25 protein-coding genes and 1 pseudogene are annotated in these 23419 nt (G+C 76.1%); 20 read left to right on the forward strand and 6 right to left on the reverse strand.

The features are described 5' to 3' along the window. The first annotated feature begins 160 nt into the window (after positions 1–160). The 9 genes from CHB98_RS03290 (at position 161) to hepT (ending at position 8154) form a co-directional block, all read left to right on the forward strand. Positions 161–868 carry a response regulator transcription factor gene (locus CHB98_RS03290; protein ID WP_245820890.1) on the forward strand — a complete coding sequence of 236 codons (708 nt, stop codon included), beginning with the start codon at positions 161–163 and terminating at the stop codon, positions 866–868. A 137-nt stretch (positions 869–1005) separates the two neighbouring features. After that, positions 1006–1782: a ribonuclease HII gene (locus tag CHB98_RS03295; protein ID WP_089304132.1), complete on the forward strand. Its 777-nt coding sequence runs from the start codon at positions 1006–1008 to the stop codon at positions 1780–1782. Then, complete coding sequence (locus tag CHB98_RS03300; RefSeq protein ID WP_089304133.1) at positions 1779–2099, forward strand: DUF2469 domain-containing protein; 321 nt, start codon at positions 1779–1781, stop codon at positions 2097–2099. The genes CHB98_RS03295 and CHB98_RS03300 overlap by 4 nt, the downstream gene beginning before the upstream one ends. Positions 2100–2231: 132 nt before the next feature. After that, positions 2232–2591, forward strand: coding sequence for a YraN family protein (locus CHB98_RS03305; RefSeq protein ID WP_089304134.1), 360 nt, complete (start codon positions 2232–2234; stop codon positions 2589–2591). Next, a complete protein-coding gene (locus tag CHB98_RS03310) occupies positions 2588–4108 on the forward strand; it encodes a YifB family Mg chelatase-like AAA ATPase (protein ID WP_089304135.1) in 1521 nt (506 codons plus the stop codon). Before CHB98_RS03305 ends, CHB98_RS03310 begins: the two co-directional genes overlap by 4 nt. Next, the gene (gene dprA / locus CHB98_RS03315; protein ID WP_245820891.1) at positions 4105–5361 is read left to right on the forward strand and encodes a DNA-processing protein DprA; all 1257 of its coding nucleotides are present in this window, start codon (positions 4105–4107) and stop codon (positions 5359–5361) included. The genes CHB98_RS03310 and dprA overlap by 4 nt, the downstream gene beginning before the upstream one ends. 70 nt (positions 5362–5431) lie before the next feature. Beyond that, positions 5432–6367, forward strand: a complete 936-nt coding sequence (locus CHB98_RS03320; protein WP_089304239.1) for a tyrosine recombinase XerC — start codon at positions 5432–5434, stop codon at positions 6365–6367. A 115-nt stretch (positions 6368–6482) separates the two neighbouring features. Next, complete coding sequence (gene whiG, locus CHB98_RS03325) at positions 6483–7283, forward strand: RNA polymerase sigma factor WhiG (RefSeq protein WP_089304136.1); 801 nt, start codon at positions 6483–6485, stop codon at positions 7281–7283. Between the two features lie 445 nt (positions 7284–7728). Then, positions 7729–8154 carry a type VII toxin-antitoxin system HepT family RNase toxin gene (hepT, locus tag CHB98_RS03335; protein WP_089304137.1) on the forward strand — a complete coding sequence of 142 codons (426 nt, stop codon included), beginning with the start codon at positions 7729–7731 and terminating at the stop codon, positions 8152–8154. 25 nt (positions 8155–8179) lie between these two features. On the opposite strand, the gene CHB98_RS03340 is transcribed toward hepT, so the two are convergent. Beyond that, positions 8180–8683, reverse strand: coding sequence for a murein hydrolase activator EnvC family protein (locus CHB98_RS03340; RefSeq protein ID WP_089304240.1), 504 nt, complete (start codon positions 8681–8683; stop codon positions 8180–8182). A 300-nt stretch (positions 8684–8983) separates the two neighbouring features. Between CHB98_RS03340 and rpsB the strand changes: the two genes are divergently transcribed. From rpsB to CHB98_RS03365, 5 genes are all read left to right on the forward strand, one after another. Then, on the forward strand, positions 8984–9940 hold the full coding sequence (gene rpsB, locus CHB98_RS03345) for a 30S ribosomal protein S2 (protein ID WP_089304138.1): 957 nt from the start codon (positions 8984–8986) through the stop codon (positions 9938–9940). Between the two features lie 71 nt (positions 9941–10011). Next, positions 10012–10827 (forward strand): translation elongation factor Ts, encoded by an 816-nt coding sequence (tsf, locus tag CHB98_RS03350; RefSeq protein ID WP_089304139.1) that lies wholly within the window; start codon positions 10012–10014, stop codon positions 10825–10827. Between the two features lie 161 nt (positions 10828–10988). Continuing rightward, entirely contained in the window at positions 10989–11774 is a 786-nt protein-coding gene (pyrH, locus tag CHB98_RS03355; protein ID WP_425432508.1) for a UMP kinase, read from the forward strand. Between the two features lie 68 nt (positions 11775–11842). Next, a complete protein-coding gene (gene frr, locus CHB98_RS03360; protein ID WP_089304140.1) occupies positions 11843–12400 on the forward strand; it encodes a ribosome recycling factor in 558 nt (185 codons plus the stop codon). 18 nt (positions 12401–12418) lie between these two features. Next, entirely contained in the window at positions 12419–13465 is a 1047-nt protein-coding gene (locus tag CHB98_RS03365; protein WP_089304141.1) for a phosphatidate cytidylyltransferase, read from the forward strand. Here CHB98_RS03365 and CHB98_RS03370 read toward each other — a convergent pair. The 4 genes from CHB98_RS03370 to CHB98_RS03385 form a co-directional block, all read right to left on the reverse strand. Beyond that, positions 13389–13970 (reverse strand): GNAT family N-acetyltransferase, encoded by a 582-nt coding sequence (locus CHB98_RS03370; protein WP_281251821.1) that lies wholly within the window; start codon positions 13968–13970, stop codon positions 13389–13391. The genes CHB98_RS03365 and CHB98_RS03370 overlap by 77 nt on opposite strands. Further along, entirely contained in the window at positions 13910–14437 is a 528-nt protein-coding gene (locus CHB98_RS03375) for a hypothetical protein (protein WP_143424918.1), read from the reverse strand. Before CHB98_RS03375 ends, CHB98_RS03370 begins: the two co-directional genes overlap by 61 nt. 169 nt (positions 14438–14606) lie before the next feature. Beyond that, positions 14607–15377 (reverse strand): polyphosphate kinase 2 family protein, encoded by a 771-nt coding sequence (locus CHB98_RS03380; protein WP_089304143.1) that lies wholly within the window; start codon positions 15375–15377, stop codon positions 14607–14609. A gap of 75 nt (positions 15378–15452) precedes the next feature. After that, positions 15453–16082 (reverse strand): TrmH family RNA methyltransferase, encoded by a 630-nt coding sequence (locus tag CHB98_RS03385; RefSeq protein WP_089304144.1) that lies wholly within the window; start codon positions 16080–16082, stop codon positions 15453–15455. Positions 16083–16315: 233 nt separating this feature from the next. On the opposite strand from CHB98_RS03385, the pseudogene CHB98_RS22855 reads away from it, so the two are divergent. The 3 genes and pseudogenes from CHB98_RS22855 to CHB98_RS03400 form a co-directional block, all read left to right on the forward strand. Continuing rightward, positions 16316–17047: pseudogene (locus CHB98_RS22855) on the forward strand (pentapeptide repeat-containing protein); the annotation flags it as partial. A gap of 208 nt (positions 17048–17255) precedes the next feature. Beyond that, positions 17256–18431 carry a dual-specificity RNA methyltransferase RlmN gene (rlmN, locus tag CHB98_RS03395; RefSeq protein ID WP_089304242.1) on the forward strand — a complete coding sequence of 392 codons (1176 nt, stop codon included), beginning with the start codon at positions 17256–17258 and terminating at the stop codon, positions 18429–18431. Next, positions 18428–19144: a VIT1/CCC1 transporter family protein gene (locus tag CHB98_RS03400; RefSeq protein WP_089304243.1), complete on the forward strand. Its 717-nt coding sequence runs from the start codon at positions 18428–18430 to the stop codon at positions 19142–19144. Before rlmN ends, CHB98_RS03400 begins: the two co-directional genes overlap by 4 nt. Positions 19145–19225: 81 nt before the next feature. On the opposite strand, the gene CHB98_RS03405 is transcribed toward CHB98_RS03400, so the two are convergent. Beyond that, positions 19226–19552 carry a DUF2631 domain-containing protein gene (locus tag CHB98_RS03405; protein ID WP_089304145.1) on the reverse strand — a complete coding sequence of 109 codons (327 nt, stop codon included), beginning with the start codon at positions 19550–19552 and terminating at the stop codon, positions 19226–19228. A gap of 71 nt (positions 19553–19623) precedes the next feature. Between CHB98_RS03405 and dxr the strand changes: the two genes are divergently transcribed. Genes dxr through ispG form a run of 3 tightly spaced genes read left to right on the forward strand, consistent with a single transcriptional unit; the run spans position 19624 to position 23412 of the window. After that, positions 19624–20820, forward strand: coding sequence for a 1-deoxy-D-xylulose-5-phosphate reductoisomerase (gene dxr / locus CHB98_RS03410; RefSeq protein WP_089304146.1), 1197 nt, complete (start codon positions 19624–19626; stop codon positions 20818–20820). Beyond that, positions 20801–22195, forward strand: a complete 1395-nt coding sequence (locus CHB98_RS03415) for a M50 family metallopeptidase (RefSeq protein ID WP_245820893.1) — start codon at positions 20801–20803, stop codon at positions 22193–22195. The genes dxr and CHB98_RS03415 overlap by 20 nt, the downstream gene beginning before the upstream one ends. 41 nt (positions 22196–22236) lie before the next feature. Continuing rightward, complete coding sequence (gene ispG / locus CHB98_RS03420) at positions 22237–23412, forward strand: flavodoxin-dependent (E)-4-hydroxy-3-methylbut-2-enyl-diphosphate synthase (protein WP_089304147.1); 1176 nt, start codon at positions 22237–22239, stop codon at positions 23410–23412. Positions 23413–23419 lie beyond the last annotated feature (7 nt).

Here is a 23419-nt window from a genome sequence, read left to right on the forward strand (position 1 = left end):
TGGGTGGCATCACCATTCCCTGTTCCTGCTGCGACTCGACGGCCATTCCACGGACGTCCGAAAAAATCTCCAGAAATGTTGGAAAAGTGTTCAAGCACCCATCTCACCCGTCCGATGGAGCTCTCGAGAGATCCACCGGACGTGTGAAATGGAGCCCATCGTGTCCGCACCCATGGCGAACGCCGCCCGCGGCGTCACCCGCGTGCTCATCCTCGCCGACGCGCCGGTCCTGCGCCGTGGGCTGGTCAGCATGGTCAACGAGACCGCCGGCATGCAGTCGGTCGGCACCCCCGGCGAGCTGCGCCGCGCCCTCACCCTGGTCGAGACCGCCCGCCCCGACGCGGTGGTCGTGGAGCTGGGCTCCGGTCGCGCCGCCACCCTCAACGCCTGCCGCGACCTGCGCCGCCGGTACCCCCGGGTCACCATCGTCGCCCTCGGCACCTCCGAGGACCCGGCCGTGGTCAACGAGGCGCTGGCCGCCGGTGTCCGCGGCTACCTCATGATCAGCACGTCGCCGACCCTGCTCGGCTGGGCCATCCTGGCCGCCCGGGCCGGCCGCACCGTCGTGGACCCGCAGATCCGCCGGGTCGAGCCGTCCGCCGTCCCGGCCGCGAAGCCGCTCACCCCCGAGGTGCCGCTGACCCGCCGCGAGTCCGACGTCCTCGACGAGCTCCTCCAGGGCCAGTCCAACCGCCAGATCGGCCGCAACCTGTTCATCAGCGAGGACACCGTCAAGTCCCACGTCAAGGCGATCCTGCGCAAGCTGGGTGCCCGCGACCGGGCGCACGCGGTCTCCCTGGTGCTGTCCTCGCGCACCCCGGCGGCGTGCACCTGTGGCACCCACGCCCTGGCCCCCGCCGAGGCCTGAACGCGGCCACCTGCCCGGCGCCCGGCGCCCGACCGTCCACGGGCCGGCCCCCTCTGACCCCGGGGGCCGGCCCGTGGCGTCCCCGCGTCCCGGGTCCCGTCCGGCCCCTCGGGCGGGCGTCGTACTGTCGGACCGCGATGGCCCTCCGTACCACCCAGGCACCCCCCGCGACGCGCGCCCGCACCCGCCCCCCGGGCCCCGCCGAGGACCGGCCCGACGCCCTGTGGGACATGGAGCGCGCGCTGCGCCGCCGCGGGTTCGCCGCGGTCGCCGGCGCCGACGAGGCCGGCCGCGGGGCCTGCGCGGGCCCGCTCGTCGCCGCCGCCTGCGTCCTGCCGGCCGGCCGCGGCGGCCGGGTGCCCGGCCTGGCCGACTCCAAGCTGCTCACGGCCGCCGCGCGCGAGCGGGTCTACGAGGAGGTGGTGCAGCGGGCCGACTCCTGGTCGGTGGTCGTCCTGCCCGTCGACGACCTCGACGCGCGCGGCATGCACGTGACCAACATCGAGGCGCTGCGCCGGGCGGTGTGGAACCTGGACCCCGGCGCGGACTACGTGCTCACCGACGGCTTCCCCGTCCCGGGACTGGCCCGCCCCACCCTCGCGGTGTGGAAGGGCGACCGGGTGGCGGCGTGCGTGGCGGCGGCATCGGTGCTGGCCAAGGTCACGCGGGACCGCATCATGCTGGACCTGCACGAGCGCTGGCCCCAGTACGACTTCGCCGGCCACAAGGGCTACAGCACCGCGGCGCACGACGCCGCCCTCCAGCGGTACGGGCCCTGCCCGGCGCACCGGGCGCGCTTCGTCAACGTGGCGCGGGCCCGCGACGCACACGCCGGTCGGGGACTCCAGCTCACCGGCTCCGCGCCGATGGTCGATGATGGGCCCATGGGCACTGTCTCCGGAGAGCCGCGATGAGCACCGAGGACCTGGAGAAGTACGAGACCGAGATGGAGCTGCAGCTCTACCGCGAGTACCGGGACATCGTGCGGCAGTTCACCTACGTCGTGGAGACCGAGCGCCGCTTCTACCTGGCCAACTCCGTGGACCTGCAGGTCCGCGAGGCCGCCGGCGAGGTCTACTTCGAGCTGAAGCTGTCCGACGCCTGGGTCTGGGACATGTACCGGCCGGCCCGCTTCGTGCGCAACGTCCGGGTGCTGACCTTCAAGGACGTCAACGTCGAGGAGCTGGACAAGCCCGACCTCGAGCTGCCCGACGGTCCCCGCCTGACCTGATCCGCTGCGCACGCCGGGCACCCTGCCGCCCGGCGGCGACGACCGGCCGCCGGCCGTCCACAGGCACCCCGGCCGTCCACAGACCGCCGCCGGACGTGGCGGGCGGCCCGCCCGCGGGACGACGGTCGCCCGGTGGCAACCACATCGGACCTCGGCGCCCACGGTGAGCGCATCGCCGCCGCCTACCTGACCGAGCGCGGCCTGCGGGTCCTCGACCGCAACTGGCGCTGCCGGGACGGCGAGCTGGACATCGTCGCCCGCGAGGGCGACACGCTGGTCTTCTGCGAGGTCAAGACGCGCCGCGCGGTCGGCTTCGGCCACCCCGTCGAGGCCGTCGGGCACGCCAAGCAGCGCCGGCTGCGGACGCTGGCGCAGCGCTGGCTGGCCGCGCACGACGAGCACGCGCCCGAGCTGCGCTTCGACGTCGTCGGCGTGCTGGTGCGCGGCGACCGGCCCGCGCTGGTCACCCACCTGCGGGCGGCGTTCTCGTGACGCTGGCGCGGACGTGGTCGGTGGGCCTGGCCGGCGTGCACGGCGCGATGGTCGACGTCGAGGTGGACCTGTCGGCCGGCGTGCCCGGCGTCGTGCTGGTCGGCCTGCCCGACGCCGTCGTGCGGCAGTCGGTGGACCGGGTGCGGGCGGCGGTGGTCAACGCCGGCGGCCGGTGGCCGCTGCGCCGGATCACCATCGGGCTGTCCCCGGCCGCCATGCCCAAGCAGGGCAGCGGCTTCGACCTGGCGCTGGCCGCCGCCGTCCTGGCGGCCGACGGCGCGGTACCGGCGGCGTCGGTGGAGCAGCTGGTGCTCATCGGGGAGCTCGGGCTCGACGGCTCGGTGCGGGCAGTGCGCGGTGTGCTCCCGGCCGTGCTCGCCGCCTCCCGTGCCGGGCACGCGACGGTCGTGGTGCCCACCGGCAACGCGGGGGAGGCCGCGCTGGTCGAGGGCGTCGAGGTGCTGGCCGCCGGCACGCTCGCCGAGGTCGTCGCCCACCTGCGGGGCCGGGCACCGCTGCCCCGGCACACCCGCGGCGCCCTGCCGCCGGACGCGCCGGGCCCGGACCTCGGCGACGTCGTCGGCCAGCCGATCGGCCGGCGGGCGGTGGAGGTCGCGGCCGCCGGCGGGCACCACCTGTTCCTCAGCGGTCCGCCGGGAGCCGGCAAGACGATGCTCGCCGAGCGCCTGCCCGGCCTGCTCCCGCCGCTGGACGAGCAGGCGGCGCTGGAGGTCACGGCCATCCACTCCGTGGCCGGGACGCTGCCGCCGGAGTCCCCGCTGGTGACCCGTCCGACGTTCGAGGCCCCGCACCACTCGGCGACGACGGCCGCCCTCGTCGGCGGCGGGTCGGGGCTGATCCGCCCCGGGGCGCTGTGCCGGGCCCACCGCGGGGTGCTCTTCCTGGACGAGGCGCCGGAGTTCCCGCGCGCGGTGCTCGACACGCTGCGCCAGCCGCTGGAGCGCGGCTCGGTCACCATCTCCCGCGCCGGCGGGTCGGCCACCTTCCCCTGCCGCGCGCAGCTGGTGCTGGCCGCCAACCCCTGCCCGTGCGCCAGCGCCGCGGGGGACACCGCCTGCACCTGCACCCCGCCGGAGCGGCGGCGCTACCAGACCCGGCTGTCGGGCCCGCTGCTGGACCGCATCGACCTGCGGGTCGACCTGCCGGCCGTGACCCGGGCCGCCTGGCTGGAGGCCGGCACGGCCCCCGAGCCGACCGCCGCCGTCGCCGGCCGGGTCGCGCAGGCCCGGGCGGCCGCCGCGGCGCGGCTGCACGACACCGGCGTGAGCCTGAACAGCCAGGTGCCCGGCCGGCTGCTCCGCGAGCGGTGGTCGCCACCGCGCCCGGCGCTGCGGCTGGTCGAGCGGGCACTGGAGCGCGGGGCGCTGTCGGTCCGCGGCTACGACCGCGTGCTCCGGGTGTCCTGGACGCTCGCCGACCTGGCCGGCCGGACGGTCCCCGGGGGCGACGACGTCGCCGAGGCCCTCGGCCTGCGCCTGCAGCGGACCGCGGCGTGACCGCCGTCCCGGGTCTCGACGAGGACATGGAGCAGGGGCTGGCCGAGCCGGTGGGCCCGGACGGCACCGCCGGCCCCGCGGTGCGCCGGGCCCGCGCGTGGCTGAGCCGGGCCGCCGAGCCGGGCAGCGTCGCCTTCTGGCGGTTCGTGGAGGACGCCGGGCCGGTGCAGGCGGTGCGCCGGCTGCGGGCCGGCCGGGCGCCGGACGCCGTCCGGGCGCTGGTGGGCGCCCGGGCGGAGCAGGACGCCTCGCTGGCCGACCTGCTGCGGGCGCAGCGCTGCGGTGCGCGGCTGGTGGTCCCCGAGGACGACGAGTGGCCCGGCCACCCCCTGCACTGCCTGACCCTGGCCACCGGCCGGGAGCCCGACGACCCGCGGCACCACCCGGCGCGCACGGTCTCACCGGTGCCGCCGGTGGCCCTGTGGGTGCGCGGGCCGGCCCGGCTCGACGAGCTGGCCGAGCGCTCGGTGGCCGTCGTCGGGGCCCGGGCCTCGACCGCCTACGGCGAGCACGTCGCCGCGGAGCTCGGCCACCAGCTGGGGCAGCGCGGCTGGACGGTGGTGTCCGGCGGGGCCTTCGGCATCGACGCGGCCGCGCACCGGGGCGCCCTGGCCGCCGACGCCCCCACCGTGGCGGTCCTCGCCTGCGGGGTCGACCGGGTCTACCCGGCCGCGCACGGCGCGCTGTTCCACCGCATCGCCGAGTCCGGCCTGCTGGTCAGCGAGTGGCCGCCCGGCGCCGCCCCGCACCGGCACCGGTTCCTGGTGCGCAACCGGCTGATCGCCGCGCTGACCCGCGGCACGGTCGTGGTGGAGGCGGCGGCCCGCTCGGGCGCGCAGGCCACCGCCCGGCGGGCACAGCGGCTGGGCAAGCAGGTGATGGTCGTGCCGGGGCCGGTCACCTCGGCGATGTCGGTCGGCTGCCACGAGCTGCTGCGCGACACCGGGCTGGGCGCGGTCCTGGTCGCCGGCGCCGCGCACGTGGCCGAGGCGGTGGGGCGGCTGGGGGAGGACCTCGCCGACCCGCCGCCGCGCCCCACCGGCGCGCGCGACGGCCTGTCCGACGTCGCCGTCCGGGTGCTCGACGCCTGCCCGGTGCGCTCCGGGGTCAGCCCCGAGCGGCTGGCGCGGGTGGCCGGCTGCGACGTCCTCGACGTGCTGCGGGTGCTGCCGGTGCTCCAGCTCGCCGACCTGGTCGAGTGCACCGACGCCGGGTGGCGGCTGGCCCGCGCGCCGTCGGCGGGGAGGAGGTGAGGGCGGGACCGGACGCCCGCGGTCGGCGCTTCGGCTTGACCCGCGATGGGCCGCGGCCGACCGTGTGCAGGTGACCGCTCGCACCGCCGCCGTGCGCGCCGCGCTGCCGCCGGCACTGGCGGAGGTGCTGGCGGCCTACGAGGAGCACCTGCGCTGGCAGCGGGACCTCTCCGCGCACACCGTGCGCGGGTACGTCGGTGACGCGACCTGGCTGCTGGAGCACCTCGTCCGGCGCGGCGGCACCCGGGTCGAGGACCTCGACCTGGCCGCCCTGCGCAGCTGGCTGGCGCACAACCGCACCCGCGGCGCGGGCCGGGCCACCATCGCCCGCCGCGCCGCGGCCGCCCGGTCGCTGACCCGCTGGCTGCGCCGCACCGGCCGCACGCCCGAGGACGTCGGTCTGCGCCTGGTCAGCCCCAAGGCGCACCGCACGCTGCCGGAGGTGCTCGCCCCCGACCAGGCCCGCGCCGTGGTCGACTCCGCCGCCGGCGCGGAGGACGCGGTGGGTCTGCGCGACGCCGTCGTCCTCGAGCTGCTCTACGCCAGCGGCATCCGGGTCAGCGAGCTGGTCGGCCTGGACGTCGACGACGTCGACCGGGCCCGCCGCCTGCTCCGGGTCCTCGGCAAGGGCCGCAAGGAGCGCACGGTGCCCTACGGCGCCCCGGCCGAGCGGGCGCTGGACGCCTGGCTCACCCGCGGGCGCCCGGCGCTGGCCGCCGAGCGCTCGGGGGCGGCGCTGCTCCTCGGGGTGCGCGGCGGCCGGCTGGACCCCCGCGAGGCGCGCCGCACCGTGCACACGGCGCTGACCGCCGCGCCCGGCGCTCCCGACATGGGCCCGCACGGGCTGCGGCACTCGGTCGCCACGCACGTCCTGGAGGGCGGCGCGGACCTGCGCCTGGTCCAGGAGCTGCTCGGCCACGCCAGCCTGGCCACCACCCAGCTCTACACGCACGTGACCGTCGACCGGCTCCGCGCCGTGCACGCCCGGGCGCACCCGCGTGCCTGACCGGACCGTTGCCCGTGTCTGACACAGTTGACCCTGCGCGCCGCCGGATCGCGCACCACCCGTGCCCACCCCGAGGACACCTGCCCGGTACCTCCGACCGTCGGGAGCGCAGACCGTGACCGAGGCCGCCATCCACCGGCTCGCCGACACCCCGGACGAGGCCGACGCCGCGCTGGCCGAGCTGTGGGCCGGCTACGTCGCCGACCGGGCGCCGGAGCTGCGCGACCGGCTGATCCTGCACTACGCGCCCCTGGTCAAGTTCGTCGCCGGCCGCGTCGGCAGCGGCCTGCCCGCGCACGTGGAGCAGGCCGACCTGGTCTCCTACGGCACCTTCGGCCTGATCGACGCGATCACCCGGTACCAGCCCTCCCGCGAGGTCAAGTTCGAGAGCTACGCGATGGCGCGCATCCGCGGCGCCATCATCGACGAGCTGCGCAGCACCGACTGGATCCCGCGGTCGGTGCGGATGAAGGCCCGGCAGTTCGAGCGCACCGTGGCCGCGCTGGAGGCCCGGCTGCAGCGCAGCCCCACCGAGGAGGAGGTGGCCGCCGACATGGGCATGGACGTCGAGGACGTCCGCAGGTTCCTCGGCCAGCTCTCCCTGGTCAACGTCGTCGCGCTGGACGAGCTGCTCTCCGACGACGAGGGCGGCGCCCCGCGCCTGGTCGACACCCTGCAGGACACCAGCGCGCTGGACCCGCAGGCCATGGCCGAGCACGGCGAGGCCCGCCAGATGCTGGCCCGCGCGGTCGAGCAGCTGCCCGAGCGGGAGAAGGTCGTGGTCAGCCTCTACTACTTCGAGGGGCTGACCCTCGCCGACATCGGCCGCGTCCTCGGCGTCACCGAGAGCCGCATCTGCCAGCTGCACACCAAGGCCGTACTGCACCTGCGCACCAAGCTCGCCGACATCGCCTGACCGCGACGCCGGCCACCACGGGGCCGGCCGACGCCGTGGGGTCATCTGCCGGTGGGGGCCCAGCCCGACGACTGCGTGACAGCAGCCGGCGTCGACCGCGAGGGCCTCGTCACGGTGCTGCGCGCCGCGGGCGCTCGGTTCGCCTACGTGCACGGCAGCCGGGTCGGCGGTGGTGCTCGGCCGGATTCCGATCTCGACGTGGCCGCCTGGTTCGGCCGTCCGTCCGCCGAGCCGTGGACGCGCGACCTGCCCGACGTGGTCGACCTGGTCGCGCTCGACGACCTGCCGCTCGACGTCGCCGGCCGGGTCGCACTCGACGGCGTCCTGCTGTTCGACGACGACCCGCCCGCTCGTGTCCGGTGGGAGGCCGACACCCGGCTGCGCTACCTCGATGAGACCTGGCGCCGGCGGTCGGCCGGCCGCGACTTCCTCGCAGCACGGGCACGTGGTCGACGCCGAGCGCGTCGTCGCGCTCCTGCGCCGCCTCGACGTGGAGGTCGGCTACCTGCGTGCACGCGCGGCCCAGGACCGCGCGGCCCTGCGTGCCGACGAGGAGCGGCTCAGCGGCCTGAGGTACCGCTTCGTGACCGCCCTGGAGACGCTGGTCGACATCGCGCAGCACCTGTGTGCCTCCGAGGGATGGGGCCCGCCGCGGTCGAACGCGGACAGCGTCCGGCTCCTCGGCGTCCACGGTGTGGTCGACGGCGACCTGGCGGAGCGGCTCGCTGGCGGGGTGGGCTTCGGCAACGTGCTGGTGCACCAGTACGCCGAGGTGGACGACGACCGGGTCGTCGCCAACCTCGACGACGTGGGCGACCTCCTGCGCTTCGTCGAGCTGGCGTCGCGCTGGCTGGTGGCCGACCAGAGCTGACGGGTGGGAGCCGCGAGGGGTCGGCTCACCCCATCGGCAGCAGGCGGACCTCGGGCGGCTCGAGCAGGGACAGCGGGTCCAGGTAGTCCTCCCCGCGGCGCAGGCCCCAGTGCAGGCAGGCCGCGACCGGGCACCCCGCGTGCCCGGCGGCCAGCGCCCCGAGCACGGCGCCGCGCGCGACCGGCTGCCCCGCCCCCACGGCCGGGACCACCGGCTCGTACGTCGTCCGCAGGCCGCCGGCGTGGGCGACGCTGACCACCGGCCGCCCGGCCACCATCCCGGCGAAGACGACCACGCCGTCCCCGGCGGCGCGGACCGGGGCGCCGGGGGAGCCGGCGAGGTCCACGCCGCGGTGCCCGGTCCCGTAGCGGTCCGGCGGCGGGTCGAAGGCGCGGGTCACCTCCCCGTCGACCGGCCGCGACCACGGACCGGCGGCGGCCCCGGCGGCGGGCGCGGCTCCCGCGTCACCGCCGGCCGGCAGCAGCAGGACGGCGACGAGCAGCAGGGGGGCGAGGACCCGGGGGCGCACCCGGCCAGGCTGCCGCCGCGCCACGCCCGGCGGGGCGCCGGACGGCGGGCTGTGGACGGTCCCGGCCGCGGGGGAGGGGCGCTCCCGGCGGGGCGTATGCTCGGCGGTGCGGCCCGTCCGTGACGGGTCGACTTCGCGCGTCCTCCACCCCGCTGGCAGCAGCGGGACGGTCGCCACCCCGGTCCCCGCTCGCGGGGTCGTGGCGGCCCGGGACGCCAGGGCGGAGCGCCACCCGGTGCCCGCGACAACCGAGGAGCGCGGCCCGCGTGGCCGCGCGCACAGGACAGAGAGGCTGCGGCCATGGCAGTCGTCAGCATGAAGCAGCTGCTCGACAGCGGCGTCCACTTCGGGCACCAGACCCGTCGCTGGAACCCGAAGATGAAGCGCTTCATCTTCACCGAGCGCAACGGCATCTACATCATCGACCTGCAGCAGACGCTCGGGTACATCGACAACGCCTACGAGTTCGTCAAGCAGACGGTCGCGCACGGCGGGACGATCCTGTTCGTCGGCACCAAGCGCCAGGCGCAGGAGGTCGTCGCCGAGCAGGCGCAGCGGGTCGGCATGCCCTACGTCAACCAGCGCTGGCTGGGCGGCATGCTCACCAACTTCTCCACGGTGCACAAGCGGCTGCAGCGGCTCAAGGAGCTCGAGGACATGGAGCAGACCGGAGTGCTGGTCAGCCTGTCCAAGAAGGAGCAGCTGGGCCTGACCCGCGAGAAGGCCAAGCTCGAGCGCAGCCTCGGCGGCATCCGCGACATGCAGAAGGTGCCCAGCGCCGTCTGGATCGTGGACACCAAGAAGGAGCACATCGCCGTCGGCGAGGCCCGCAAGCTGAACATCCCGGTGGTCGCGATCCTCGACACCAACTGCGACCCCGACGAGGTCGACTACAAGATCCCGGGTAACGACGACGCCATCCGCAGCGCCGCACTGCTGACCCGCGTGATCGCCGACGCCGTGGCCGAGGGCCTCATGGCCCGCTCGGCGCAGCAGGCCAACGCCGGCCGCGAGGACGGCGCCCCGGCGGCCATCGGCGGCGACGAGCCGCTGGCCGACTGGGAGCGCGAGCTGCTCACCGGCCAGCAGGGCGACGCCCCGGCGGACGCCCCGGCCGACACCACGGCCGGCGCCGCCGCACTGCCGGAGACGCCCACCGAGCCCCCGGCCGTCAGCGCCGCCGACATCGCCCCCGTCGCGGGCGTGCCGGCCACCGGCGACACGGCCACCGGCACCCAGGGCGCCCAGAACGGCTGAGCGGCAGCCCCGTCCCCCCGGGGGCGGGGCCGCACCGCTCCCCACCCCACCGAGACCTTCGAGGAAGAGGCATGGCTGACTTCACCGCGGCCGACGTCAAGCGTCTCCGCGACGCCACCGGCGCCGGCATGATGGACTGCAAGAAGGCGCTCACCGAGGCCGACGGCGACTACGACAAGGCCGTCGAGTTCCTCCGCGTCAAGGGCGCCAAGGACGTCGGCAAGCGCCTGGAGCGCTCGACGACCAACGGCGTCGTCGTGAGCAGGGACGGCGCGCTGCTCGAGCTCGACTGCGAGACCGACTTCGTCGCCAAGAACGCCGACTTCGTGACGCTGGCCCAGCGGCTGCTCGACGTCGTCCTGGCCCAGCGGCCGGCCGACCTCGACGCGCTGCTCGCCACCGACGTCGACGGCCAGACCGTCGCCGCGCTCATCGAGTCCGAGTCCGCGCGCATCGGCGAGAAGCTGGTCCTCAGCCGGTTCGCCGTCTTCGACGGTCCGACCGCCACCTACCTGCACAAGCGGGCCACCGACCTGCCCCCGGCCATCGGTGTCGCGGTGCAGTACAGCGGAGGCAGCGAGGACGCGGCGCGCAGCCTGGCGATGCACATCGCCGCGGCCCGCCCGCGCTACCTCGCGCGCGAGGAGGTCCCCGCCGAGGCGGTGGAGACCGAGCGGCGCGTGGCCGAGCAGACCGCCAAGGAGGAGGGCAAGCCCGAGCAGGCGATCAGCCGGATCGTCGAGGGGCGGGTCAACGCCTACTACAAGGACTTCGTCCTGCTCGAGCAGCCGTCGATCACCGAGCCCAAGCGCACGGTCAAGCAGATCCTCGACGAGGCCGGCCTGACCGTGCAGCGGTTCGCCCGCTTCGAGGTCGGCCAGGCCTGAACGGGCGCACTGCGCTGCAGTGCCGCCGTCCACCGGCCCCGTCCCACCTCCGGGACGGGGCCGGTGGCGCGTCCGGGCGGTCGGGGACCGCCCGGTCCGCAGGCTGCCGCGGACCCCGTGGGGCAGGATCAGGGGAACGACGCCGAGCGAGGGATGAGCCGTTGACCGACACCGCCGCGCCGGAGGCCACCGTGCCCACCTCCGCACCCACCGCCTTCCAGCCCGCCGACGGGGCGGGCTACAAGCGGGTCCTGCTCAAGCTGTCCGGGGAGGCGTTCGGCGGCGGGAAGGTCGGCGTGGACTCCGACATCGTGCGCGGCATCGCCCGCCAGCTGGCCGACGTCGTCGACGGCGGCACCCAGGTCGCCGTGGTCGTCGGCGGGGGCAACTTCTTCCGCGGCGCCGAGCTGTCCCAGGCCGGCATGGACCGCCGGCACGCCGACTACATGGGCATGCTGGGCACGGTCATGAACTGCCTGGCGCTGCAGGCGTTCTGCGAGCAGGTGGGCCTGGCGACGCGCGTGCAGACGGCCATCGAGATGGGCCAGGTCGCCGAGCCCTACATCCCGCGCAAGGCGGTGCGGCACCTGGAGAAGCGCCGGCTGGTCATCTTCGGCGCCGGCGCCGGCATGCCCTACTTCTCCACCGACACGGTGGCCGCCCAGCGCGCGCTGGAGATCGGCTGCCAGGTGCTGCTCATGGCCAAGAACGGGGTGGACGGCGTCTACGACGACGACCCCCGCACCAACCCCGACGCCGTCCTCTACGAGGACCTCGACTACGGCACCGTGCTGGCCAAGCAGCTCAAGGTCGCCGACGCGACGGCGATCAGCCTGTGCATGGACAACAGCATGCCGATCGTGGTGTTCAACCTGCTGCGCGACGGCAACATCGCCCGTGCCGTGGCAGGTGAGAGGATCGGGACCCTGATCAGCGACAAGGCCTGAGCGCCCCCGTCGCCCGCACACCCGCACCCCGCGGCGGAGCACTCGCACCGCACCTGGAGGAGAGACCCGTGATCGACGACACCCTGCTCGACGCCGAGGAGCGGATGGACAAGGCCCTGTCGGTCGCGCGGGAGGACCTCGGGTCGGTGCGCACCGGCCGGGCGGCCCCGTCGATGTTCAACAAGGTGCTCGTCGACTACTACGGCGCCCCGACGCCGGTGCCGCAGATGTCCTCCATCACCGTGCCCGAGGCGCGGATGGCGGTCATCAAGCCCTACGACACCGGCCAGCTGTCGGCCATCGAGAAGGCCATCCGCGACAGCGACCTCGGCGTCAACCCGACCAACGACGGCCAGGTCATCCGCGTGGTCTTCCCGCAGTTGACCGAGGAGCGCCGCCGCGACCTGGTCAAGCAGGCCCGCGCCAAGGGCGAGGACGCCAAGGTCGCGATCCGCAACGTCCGCCGCCGCTCCAAGGAGGAGCTTGACCGCATCGCCAAGGACGGCGAGGCCGGCGAGGACGACGTGCGCCGCGCGGAGAAGGAGCTCGACGACCTCACCGCCAAGCACACGCACGCCATCGACGACGCGGTCAAGAACAAGGAGACCGAGCTGCTCGAGGTCTGAGCGGGCGGAGCGCGTGCCATGACCACCGACCCCGGCACCGGGCCGCCCCCGGCCGTCCGCCGGCACCCGGGCCCGCCGCTGCGGGCGCCGCGCCCGGTCACCGAGCTGCGCACCGCCCCGCTGCCCGGGCCGCCGGCCGCGGACCCGCCCGCCGGGGAGCAGCCGCAGGCGGCGACCCCGCCGGTGGGGGCCGACGTCCCGACGTCGACGACGGAGTCCGTCGGCCCGGTCCTCGTCGAGGGCGCCGCGCGCAAGCCCGGCCGCGCCGGCCGCGACATGGTCGCCGCGATCGGCGTGGGCCTGGCCCTCGGCGGGACCATCCTGGTCTCGCTGCTGGTCCACCCGCCGGTCTTCCTGGCGGTGCTGCTGGTCGCCATCCTGGTCGGCGTCGTCGAGCTGACGCGGGCGCTGCGGGCCGGCGACGTGCGCGCACCCCTGGCGCCGGTGCTCGCCGGCACCGTCGCCATGCTCGGGCTGGCCTGGACCCGCGGCGCCTCCGGGCTGGTCGCCGCCTTCCTGGCCACCGTCCTGGCCGTGCTGCTGTGGCGGCTGCGCGGCGGGCCGGCGGGCTACCTCCGCGACGCCTCGGCCGGCGTCCTGGTCGCCCTCTACGTGCCGCTGCTGGCCGGGTTCGCCGTCCTGCTGCTCGCGCCGGACGACGGCGCGCTCCGGGTGCTGGTGTTCATCGCGACGGTGGTCGGCAACGACGTCGGCGGCTTCGCCGCGGGCGTGCTGTTCGGCCGGCACCCCATGGCGCCCTCGGTCAGCCCCAAGAAGTCCTGGGAGGGGATGGCCGGGTCGGTGGTCGCCTGCGTGCTGGTCGCCACCCCCATCGTGACGCTGGGCCTGGGCGGGCCCTGGTGGGGCGGGGTGCTGGTCGGCGTGGCCCTGGCCGTCAGCGCGACCGCCGGCGACCTGGGGGAGTCGCTGATCAAGCGAGACCTCGGCATCAAGGACATGGGGCACCTGCTGCCCGGCCACGGCGGGATCATGGACCGGCTGGACTCCCTGCTGCCGTCGGCGGCCGTCGCCTACCTCCTGCTGTCGGTGGTCGTCCCGGCCTGACGGAGGACCCCGCTGCCCCCGCCACTCGCGGGCTCGCGGCGGGCCCCTGCAGGCGGGCAACCGCCCAGGTGGAGCCCACGACGCGGAACCCCCGGCGGGCACACCAGGGCCGCGGCCGGTCCGCGGCGTCGGCCTCCAGCACGACGAGGTCGCAGCCGGCGTCCGCTGCCCGGTCCGGCGCCGCGCCCAGGACGGCGTCCCCGTGCCCGCGCCCCCGGGCCGCCGGGTCGGTCATCATGGACTCGACCGCCGCGGTCGCGCCGTCCACTCGCAGCTGGGCGACCACCTCGTCCGGATCGGCTCCGGACCCCGCGCCCACCGGTGGGCCGGGCCGGCAGCCGGGCGGGGTCGACCACCAGCAGCACCCCCGTGCGCAGCGCCGCGCGCCAGACCGCGGGCTCGACCGGGTGCACCAGCAGGTCGCGGGCCATGCGGCGATCCTGCCTACCGGCCGGCGCCGGTCCTCGTCCCGGCCCGCCGGGCGTCGCGGATCGCGACCGCCCACGCCACCAGCAGCAGCGTGGTCAGCACGACGGTGACCGACGCCGCCACCACGCCGAGCACGGACGACTCGATGCCGAACCGGTTGTGCAGGTGCTCGGCGTCCACCGTGTAGAGCACGGCGTCGGTGCTCCGATTGTGGGCCCACGTCCCGTAGACCTGCTGCGGAGGCTCGATCACCGTGTGGGCGAGCAGGGTGAACAGGGACACGACGCCGAGTCCGGTGACCCGGACCCAAGGCCTCCGGCCGGCGAGGAGGACGAGCACGAGCACGGGGTAGATGAGCAGGGTCGCGGTGAACGGGCCGACCTCCGGTCGGGAGGGCCAGCTGCTGTGGTCGGCGCGCCCGACGTGGTCGGCGTGGTGCAGCAGCCCCAGCGGGATGACGACCAGCACGAGCCGCTGCACCGTGTCCAGCCGGGCCCAGCCGGACCGGCGCCCGACCACCGACTGATCCGCGACACCGTCCATGGTGGTCCCCAGCCGTCCGCGTGGCGTGCCGGTGCCGGTCCGCGCGGGGCCGGCCGTGCACCTGCCGGGCGGCAGCATGGCAGCCGCCACCGGGCGGGCAGCGGGACGCGATCCCGATGGCAGGTGAACTCCTGGCGTCCGGCGGCGGACCCGGGGGCTGCGCCTGCGGTCAGCCCGTCCGCAGCGGGGCGTCGGGGTCCGTGCCCCGGGCGGCGAGCGCGGACTCGACGGCCTGGCAGACCGTGCGGACGACGGCCACGCGGGCGTGCCGCTTGTCGTCGGCGGGGACGACGTGCCAGCGGCCGGCGTCGGTGTCGGTGCGCTCGAGCATCTCCTCGACGGCCTCCTCGTAGGCGTCGCGCTTCTCCCGGTTGCGCCAGTCCTCGTCGGTGAGCTTCCACGCCCGGTAGGGGTCGTCGCGGCGGGACTCGAAGCGGTGCAGCTGCTCCTCGGGGGAGACGTGCATCCAGAACTTGACCAGCACCGTGCCCTCGGCGGCCAGCGTGGTCTCCAGGTCGACGATCTCGCCGTAGGCCCGCTGCCACTGCTCCTCGGTGGCGAAGCCCTCCACGCGCTCGACCAGCACCCGGCCGTACCAGGTGCGGTCGAGCACGGCCATCCCGCCCCAGCCGGGCAGCACCGGCCAGAAGCGCCACAGGAAGTGGTGCCGCTTCTCGTCGTGGGTCGGGGCGGCGAACTGGGCGACCCGGACGTGCCGCGGGTCCAGCTGCTCGACCAGCCGCTTGATCGCCCCGCCCTTGCCGGAGGCGTCCCAGCCCTCGAAGAGCACGCACAGCGGCGGGCCCAGCGCCCCGGAGCCGATCTGCCCGCCGAGCAGCAGCCGCAGGTGCACCAGCCGCCGCTGGGCCTCGGCGAGCTGCTCGGCGGCCTCCTTCTTCTTCAGCCGCACGGACAGGTCGACGTCGGCGAGACGGCTCATGCCCGCAGCCTGGCGCAGACCGCCGGAGGCGACCACACGTGGTGCCGCGACGGACGGGGGCCGGAGGCCGCGGGGTCACCCCGCGTGCTGCCGCACCCAGGCGTGCATGGCGATCCCCGCGGCCACGCCCGCGTTGATCGAGCGGGTGGACCCGAACTGGGCGATCGACAGCACACCGTCGGCCGCCTCCCGCGCCGCGTCGGACAGCCCGCTGCCCTCCTGGCCGAACAGCAGCACGCAGGCGCGGGGGAGCGGCTCGGTCTCCAGCGGGCGGGCGCCGGGCAGGTTGTCGACGGCGAGCAGCGGCAGCCCCCCGGCCCGGGCCCACTCCACCAGCTCCGCGACGCCGGCGTGGTGGCGCACGTGCTGGTAACGGTCGGTGACCATGGCACCGCGGCGGTTCCACCGGCGCCGCCCGACGATGTGCACCTCCGCGGCCAGGAAGGCGTTGGCGGTCCGGACGACCGTGCCGATGTTGAGGTCGTGCCGCCAGTTCTCGATGGCGACGTGGAAGGGGTGCCGGCGGGCGTCGAGGTCGGCGACGACGGCCTCGACGGTCCAGTAGCGGTACCGGTCGACGACGTTGCGCCGGTCGCCGGCGGCGAGCAGCTCGGGGTCGTAGCGGGGGTCGTCGGGCCACGGTCCCGCCCACGGACCCACGCCGACCTCGACGGCCGCGCCGTCGTCCTCCCCGGCCCCGGTCACCGGGCGACGCTAGCCCGCCGTCCCGGGCCGGCGGGCGGCCGCGCCTCCGCGAGCCGGGCGGACCCGTCCGGCACCATGGGTGGCTCCGTCGAGTGAGCGGAGTGCGACTGTGCGTGCGCGGGAGGTGCGATGACGGCAGGCGAGGACGACGGGGTGCCGGGTGGCCCCGAGGACCCCACCCCGACGGCCGCCGCACCCCCGGCTCGCGAGTGGGAGCAGGACTGGCTGCCGGGATGGGTGTCCGCACCCGCCGCCGACGTCATGCAGCCGACCGCCCCCGAGGGTCCACGTCCTCAGCCGGCGCTCCCCGTGGATCCTGCGGACCCACCCCTGCCCGGTCCCGCCTCCGCGACGACCCGGCCGCCGCGGGTCGTCGTCGGCCCGCGGCCGCGACCCCGGCGCCGGGCGCTCGCCGTGGCGGTGGGCCTGCTCGCGGCGGGTTGCGTCGCGGGGGCGGTCCTGCTGGCCGGGTCGCCCTCCGGGCCGGTCCCGGTCGCGGACGCGCGCCCGTCGCCGGGTGCGGCCGCCACCCCCACCCGCAGCGCGCCGACGGCCGCACCGGTCGTGCCGACGACCGCAGCGCCCGCCGCGCCGACCTCCGCCGCCCCGCCGCCGGCCACGCCGGCGCCGGGCACCGACCCCGGGCGGGTGCGGGTCCGCGCGGCCGCGGCCCCGGCCCGCCCGCCGGCCGCCGCCCGCGCGGACCGGTCCCCCACGGACCCGCGCCGCGCAGTCCCGGTCCGGACGGCGGCACCCGCGCCCCCGCCGACACGTCCGGCCGAGGACCCCGTCGAGGACCCGGCACCCACCGCCACCGCCACCGCCACCGCCACCTCGACCGCGGCGCCCACCTCCGCGGCGCCCACCTCCGCGGCGCCCACCTCCGCGGCGCCCACCTCCGCGGCGCCCACCTCCGCGGCGCCCACCTCCGCGGCGCCCACCTCCGCGGCGCCCACCTCCGCGGCGCCCACCTCCGCGGCGCCCACCTCCGCGGCGCCGACCACGACCGCGGCGCCGACCGACACCACCGAGCCGGCCCCGACGACCACGGCGGCCCCCACCTCCGGGGTCCCGCTGCCCACCGCCGCGGACCCCACCGGGTAGGGCCGAGCGAGGCACCTCACCCGCGGCCGGGCCCACGGGCCGGTGCGGGGTGGGACCATGGACGGCGCCATGACTGCCCTCCCCCTGGTCTTCGACGCCCCCCGCCGGGGCCGGCCGCCGCGCCACCTGGCCGACCTCACCCGCGAGGAGGCCCGCGCCGCGGTCGCCGAGCTCGGCCAGCCCGCCTTCCGGGCCGACCAGCTCGCCCGGCACTTCTACCGGGGCGTCACCGACCCGGCACAGATGACCGACCTGCCGGCCGCCGTGCGCGAGGACCTGGCCGCCGCCCTGCTGCCCGGGCTGCTCACCCCGGTGCGCACCCTCTCCGCCGACGGCGGCCGCACCCGCAAGACGCTGTGGCGGTTGCACGACGGCGCGCTGGTCGAGAGCGTGCTGATGCGCTACCCCGACCGGGCCACCGTCTGCATCTCCAGCCAGGCCGGCTGCGGCATGGCCTGCCCCTTCTGCGCCACCGGCCAGAACGGGCTGACCCGCAACCTGTCGGCCGCCGAGATCACCGGCCAGGCGGTCGCGGCCGCCGCGGCGATGGCCAGCGGTGCGGTCACCGGCGGGCCCGGCCGGCTGTCCAACGTGGTGTTCATGGGCATGGGCGAGCCGCTGGCCAACTACGCGCGGGTCCGCCGGACCCTCGACGCGCTGGTGACCCCCGCCCCGCACGGGCTCGGCCTGTCCCAGCGCTCGGTCACCGTCTCCACCGTCGGCGTCGTGCCGGCCATCCGGCGGCTCACCGAGGAGGGCCTCGCGGTCACCCTGGCGGTCAGCCTGCACGCGCCGGACGACGAGCTGCGCGACACCCTCGTGCCGGTCAACACCCGCTGGAAGGTGGCCGAGGTGGTCGCCGCCGCGGACGCCTACGCCGAGCGCACCGGCCGCCGCTACTCGGTGGAGTACGCGCTGATCCGCGACGTCAACGACCAGCCGGACCGCGCCGACGCCCTCGGCCGGCTGCTGGCCGGCCGGCGCGCGCACGTCAACCTCATCCCGCTCAACCCCACCCCGGGCAGCCGGTGGGACGCCAGCCCGCTGCCCGCGCAGCGCGAGTTCGTCACCCGGCTCCGCGCGCACGGCGTGCCGACGACGGTCCGCGACACCCGCGGGCAGGACATCGACGGCGCCTGCGGGCAGCTGGCCGCGGCCGACCGGGTGGAGGGCGTGCCGGCGGTCGCGCTGCCCCAGCCGTCCCTGGAGCCACCGGTGGAGATGGGCGCCGAGGCCGACCAGTGAGCGCCGACGCCCCGCCGGCCGAGGCGCACGAGCACGCCCACGCCGACGTGTCCGGCGGCCGGCTGCGTGCGGCGGTCTTCGGCGCCATGGACGGCCTGGTGACCAACACCGCGCTGGTCGCCGGCGTCGGTGGCGGCGGGGCACCGCCCCGCACGATCGTGCTCGCCGGGGTGGCCAGCCTGGTGGCCGGCGCGATCTCCATGGCGCTCGGGGAGTACACCTCGGTGCGCACCCAGAACGAGCAGCTCGACCTCGAGGTGGAGAAGGAGCGCCGCGAGCTGCAGCGCAACCCGGGCGGTGAACTGGCCGAGCTGGTGCAGGTCATGCGGGCCCGCGGCGTCGACGAGGACCTGGCCCAGCGGGTCGCCGTCCAGCTGCACCGCGACCCGGACACCGCGTTGCGGCTGCACGTCGTCGCCGAGATCGGGCTCGACCCGGCGGACAAGCCCTCGCCGTGGACGGCGGGGACGTCGTCGTTCGTCACCTTCGCCGTCGGTGCGGCGGTCCCGCTGCTGCCCTACCTGCTCGGCCTGTCGCTGCTGTGGGTGGCGCTGCTCTGCGGCGGGCTGGGCCTGGCGGTCGCCGGTGCGCTGTCCTCGCGCGCCACCCCGCGGCCGTGGTGGTACGCCGCGGCCCGCCAGCTGCTGTTCGGCGCCGTGGCGGCCGGCGCCACCTACGCCGTCGGGCTGGCCATCGGCGTCACCGTCGCCTGAGGGAGGACCGCCGGGAGGACCCCCGGAAGGACCCCGTCCTCCCCACCCCTCGCAGGCTCGGGGCGGTGCCCTGGACGGGGCCTACTTGGCGCGCCAGGCGTTGCGCCGCCGCCGCCAGTCCATGACCAGGATGAGGACCATGCCGGCGGCGATGCCGACGACCCACAGGTCCTCGACGCGCCCCTCGTGGTTGCCGACGAGGTAGGCGAGCATGAACAGCGTCGCCACGACCGCCCCGACGCGCCCCCACCGGCCGGTCTCCCCGTGCCAGCCCCAGTCCTCCGGCCGCTCGTGCTCGACCGGGTGCGCGTCGGCCCGCACGATGCCCTCCTCGCGCCCGGGCTGGTTGACCCGGTCGGTCGCGGGGTCGTGCAGGCTGTTGCGCTCGCGGTGGGTCTGCTCGCTCACGCCCCCATCCTGCCAGCCCCCGATGGGCGGCACCCGCCGAGGGAGGAGGGCGCGTCGGGGAGGATGCGGCCGTGGGCGGCGTGCGCGAGGTGACGGTTCTGGGCTCCACCGGGTCGATCGGCCGGCAGGCGATCGCGGTGGCCCGGCAGTTCCCCGACCGGCTGCGGGTCACCGCCCTGGCCGCGGGCGGCGGGGACGTCGGCCTGCTCGCCGACCAGGCGCTGTCCCTCGGCGTCCGCACCGTGGCGGTGGCGCGGGCCACCGCGGCCCAGGACCTGCAGCTGGCGTTCTACGCGGAGGCGTCCCGGCGCGGCTGGTCGCGGGGCGAGTACGCGCTGCCGGAGATCCTGGCCGGCCCGCGGGCGGCCGAGGAGCTGGCCGCCCGGCCGGCCGACGTCGTCCTCAACGGCATCACCGGGTCGATCGGGCTGCGTCCCACGCTGGCCGCGCTGCACGCCGGGCGCACCGTCGCGCTGGCCAACAAGGAGTCGCTGGTGGCCGGCGGGGAGCTGGTCACCGCCGCCGCCGCGCCGGGGCAGCTGGTGCCGGTCGACTCCGAGCACTCGGCCCTGGCGCAGTGCCTGCGCGGCGGGGAGCGCAGCGAGGTCGCCCGGCTGGTGCTCACCGCCAGCGGCGGGCCGTTCCGCGGCCGCACCGCCGCCGAGCTGGACGGCGTCACCGTGGAGCAGGCCCTGGCGCACCCGACCTGGGACATGGGCCCGGTGGTGACGATCAACTCCGCCACCCTGGTCAACAAGGGCCTGGAGCTGATCGAGGCCCACCTGCTGTTCGCCGTCCCCCTCGCCGACATCGACGTGGTGGTGCACCCGCAGTCGGTCGTGCACTCGATGGTCACCTTCGCCGACGGCGCCACCATCGCCCAGGCCAGCCCGCCGGACATGCGGCTGCCCATCGCGCTGGCCCTGGCCTGGCCCGACCGCCTGCCGCACGTGCAGCCGGCGCTGGACTGGTCGGCGGCCAGCACCTGGGAGTTCGCCCCGCTGGACGACGGGGCGTTCCCGGCCGTCCGGCTGGCCCGGGCCGCCGGCGCGGCCGCCGGTGTCGCGCCGGCGGTCTACAACGCGGCCAACGAGGAGGCCGTGGCGGCGTTCGTGGCGGGTCGGCTGCCGTTCCGGGGCATCGTCGACACCGTCGCGCGTACCCTCGACGACGCGCCGGACCTCGGCGCCCCCACCTCCGTCGACGACGTCCTGGCGGCGGAGGAGTGGGCCCGGGAGCACGCCCGGGGTGTCATCGCCGGAGGCTGAGCTGAGCGGGATCCTGCTGACCGTCCTCGGGATCGCCGCCTTCGCGGCCGGGCTGCTGTTCTCCATCGCCTTCCACGAGTACGGGCACTTCTTCTGGGCGCGGAAGTTCGGCATGCGGGTGCCGCAGTTCATGGTCGGCTTCGGCCCGACCCTGTGGTCGCGCACCCGCGGGGAGACCGAGTACGGCGTCAAGGCCGTCCCGCTCGGCGGCTACATCCGCATCGTCGGGATGATCCCGCCGGCCGAGGAGGACGAGAGCGCGCGGGCCACCCGCATGCGCTCGTTCATCGCCGAGGTGCGCGGTGCGGCACTCAACGACGTCCGCCCCGGCGACGAGGGCCGGGTGTTCTGGGCCAAGCCGTGGTGGCAGCGGGTGGTCGTCATGTCCGCCGGCCCGGTGCACAACCTGGTCCTGGCGGTGCTGCTGTTCACCGTGCTGCTGACCGTCGTCGGCACCGGCGTGCTGACGACGACGGTGCGCGCCGTCCCGGAGTGCGTGCTGCCCGCCGGTGCGGTGACCGCCGGGCGGGAGGACGCCTGCTCGGTGCCGATCACGCCGGCCGGTCAGACCTGCGAGGCGGGGACGCCGGGCTGCGCGCTGCCCCAGCAGAGCCCCGCCGCGGCCGCCGGGCTGCGCCCCGGGGACACGATCGCCGCCGTCGCCGGGCAGCGCCTGGAGCCCACCGCGTACGACAGCTGGACGGTGGTGCAGGAGGCGATCCGCACCAGCCCCGGGCAGCCGCTGGGCCTCACCGTCGAGCGGGACGGCGAGCAGCGGCTGGTGACCGTGACGCCGATCCCCAACACCGTCTACGCCGACCCGACCGACCCCTCCGAGGGGACGACGACCGCCGGCTACCTCGGCATCGCGCCGGACGACACGGTGGCCCGGCAGGACGTCGCCGCCGTCCCCGGCTACTTCGCCATGGTCGTGACCAACGCGGTGGAGCGCCTGGTCGAGATCCCCGAGCGCATCCCGCAGCTGTTCCGCGCGGCGTTCCTCGGGGAGGAGCGCGACCCCAACGGCCCGATCGGCGTCGTCGGCGTGGGCCGCATCTCCGGGGAGGTGTTCGCCATCCCGGAGCTGACCACGCTGCAGAAGGTCAGCACGTTCGTCCAGCTGCTGGCCAGCATCAACCTGGTGCTGTTCCTGTTCAACCTGCTGCCGATCTACCCGCTGGACGGCGGGCACGTCGCCGGGGCGCTGTACGAGAAGGCGCGGTCGGTGGTCGCCCGGCTGCGCGGCCGCCCCGACCCCGGCCCGTTCGACATCGCCCGGCTGATGCCGGTGGCCTACGTCGTCGCCGGGCTGTTCGTGGTGCTCTCCGGCCTGCTGCTCATCGCCGACATCGTCAACCCGATCACACTGCAGTAGGCCGCGGCACCGACCGGGCCGGTACGGGGATACTCGGGACCATGACGACCTCCGTCGGTCTCGGCATGCCCGCGCTGCCCCCGCCCGTGCTCGCGCCCCGGCGCAAGACCCGCCAGCTCATGGTGGGCTCCGTCGGCGTCGGCAGCGACCACCCGGTCAGCGTGCAGTCGATGACGACGACGAAGACCGCCGACATCAACGCCACGCTGCAGCAGATCGCCGAGCTCACCGCCTCCGGCTGCCAGATCGTGCGGGTCGCCGTCCCCGACACCGACGACGCCGAGGCCCTGCCGATCATCGCGCGCAAGTCGCAGATCCCGGTCATCGCCGACATCCACTTCCAGCCGCGGTACGTGTTCGCCGCGATCGACGCCGGCTGCGCCGCCGTCCGCGTGAACCCGGGCAACATCAAGAAGTTCGACGACAAGGTCGGCGAGATCGCCGAGGCGGCCAAGGCGGCCGGCACCCCGATCCGGATCGGCGTCAACGCCGGCTCGCTGGACAAGCGGCTGCTCGCCAAGTACGGCAAGGCCACCCCGGAGGCGCTGGTGGAGTCCGCGCTGTGGGAGTGCTCGCTGTTCGAGGAGCACGACTTCCGCGACCTCAAGATCTCGGTCAAGCACAACGACCCGGTGGTCATGGTCCGCGCCTACGAGCTGCTCGCCGCGCAGTGCGACTACCCGCTGCACCTCGGCGTCACCGAGGCCGGCCCCGCCTTCCAGGGCACCATCAAGTCCGCGGTCGCCTTCGGCGCGCTGCTGAGCCAGGGCATCGGCGACACGATCCGCGTCTCGCTGTCGGCCCCGCCGGCCGAGGAGGTCAAGGTCGGCAACCAGATCCTGGAGTCGCTGAACCTGCGCCAGCGCGGCCTGGAGATCGTCAGCTGCCCCTCGTGCGGCCGGGCGCAGGTCGACGTCTACACCCTCGCGGACGAGGTCACCGCCGGGCTGGAGGGCATGGAGGTCCCGCTGCGGGTGGCCGTCATGGGCTGCGTCGTCAACGGCCCCGGGGAGGCCCGCGAGGCCGACCTGGGCGTGGCCTCGGGCAACGGCAAGGGCCAGATCTTCGTCAAGGGCGAGGTCATCAAGACCGTGCCCGAGTCCAAGATCGTCGAGACCCTCATCGAGGAGGCCATGCGCCTGGCCGCCGAGATGCCTGCGGCCGAGCAGGTCGACGGCGGGACGCCGTCCGGCCCGCCCGTCGTCAGCGTCGGCTGACCCTCCC

It is taken from the genome of Geodermatophilus pulveris, from assembly GCF_900188375.1.
Taxonomy (GTDB): domain Bacteria; phylum Actinomycetota; class Actinomycetes; order Mycobacteriales; family Geodermatophilaceae; genus Geodermatophilus; species Geodermatophilus pulveris.

Excerpts from the sequence above, each read along its gene's own strand:
- ispG (WP_089304147.1), top strand. The coding sequence starts at position 22,237 with ATGACGACCTCCGTCGGTCTCGGCATGCCCGCGCTGCCCCCGCCCGTG.
- CHB98_RS03295 (WP_089304132.1), top strand. The coding sequence starts at position 1,006 with ATGGCCCTCCGTACCACCCAGGCACCCCCCGCGACGCGCGCCCGCACC.
- CHB98_RS03380 (WP_089304143.1), bottom strand. The coding sequence starts at position 15,377 with ATGAGCCGTCTCGCCGACGTCGACCTGTCCGTGCGGCTGAAGAAGAAG.
- tsf (WP_089304139.1), top strand. The coding sequence starts at position 10,012 with ATGGCTGACTTCACCGCGGCCGACGTCAAGCGTCTCCGCGACGCCACC.
- CHB98_RS03365 (WP_089304141.1), top strand. The coding sequence starts at position 12,419 with ATGACCACCGACCCCGGCACCGGGCCGCCCCCGGCCGTCCGCCGGCAC.
- CHB98_RS03375 (WP_143424918.1), bottom strand. The coding sequence starts at position 14,437 with ATGGACGGTGTCGCGGATCAGTCGGTGGTCGGGCGCCGGTCCGGCTGG.
- rlmN (WP_089304242.1), top strand. The coding sequence starts at position 17,256 with ATGACTGCCCTCCCCCTGGTCTTCGACGCCCCCCGCCGGGGCCGGCCG.
- CHB98_RS03300 (WP_089304133.1), top strand. The coding sequence starts at position 1,779 with ATGAGCACCGAGGACCTGGAGAAGTACGAGACCGAGATGGAGCTGCAG.
- rpsB (WP_089304138.1), top strand. The coding sequence starts at position 8,984 with ATGGCAGTCGTCAGCATGAAGCAGCTGCTCGACAGCGGCGTCCACTTC.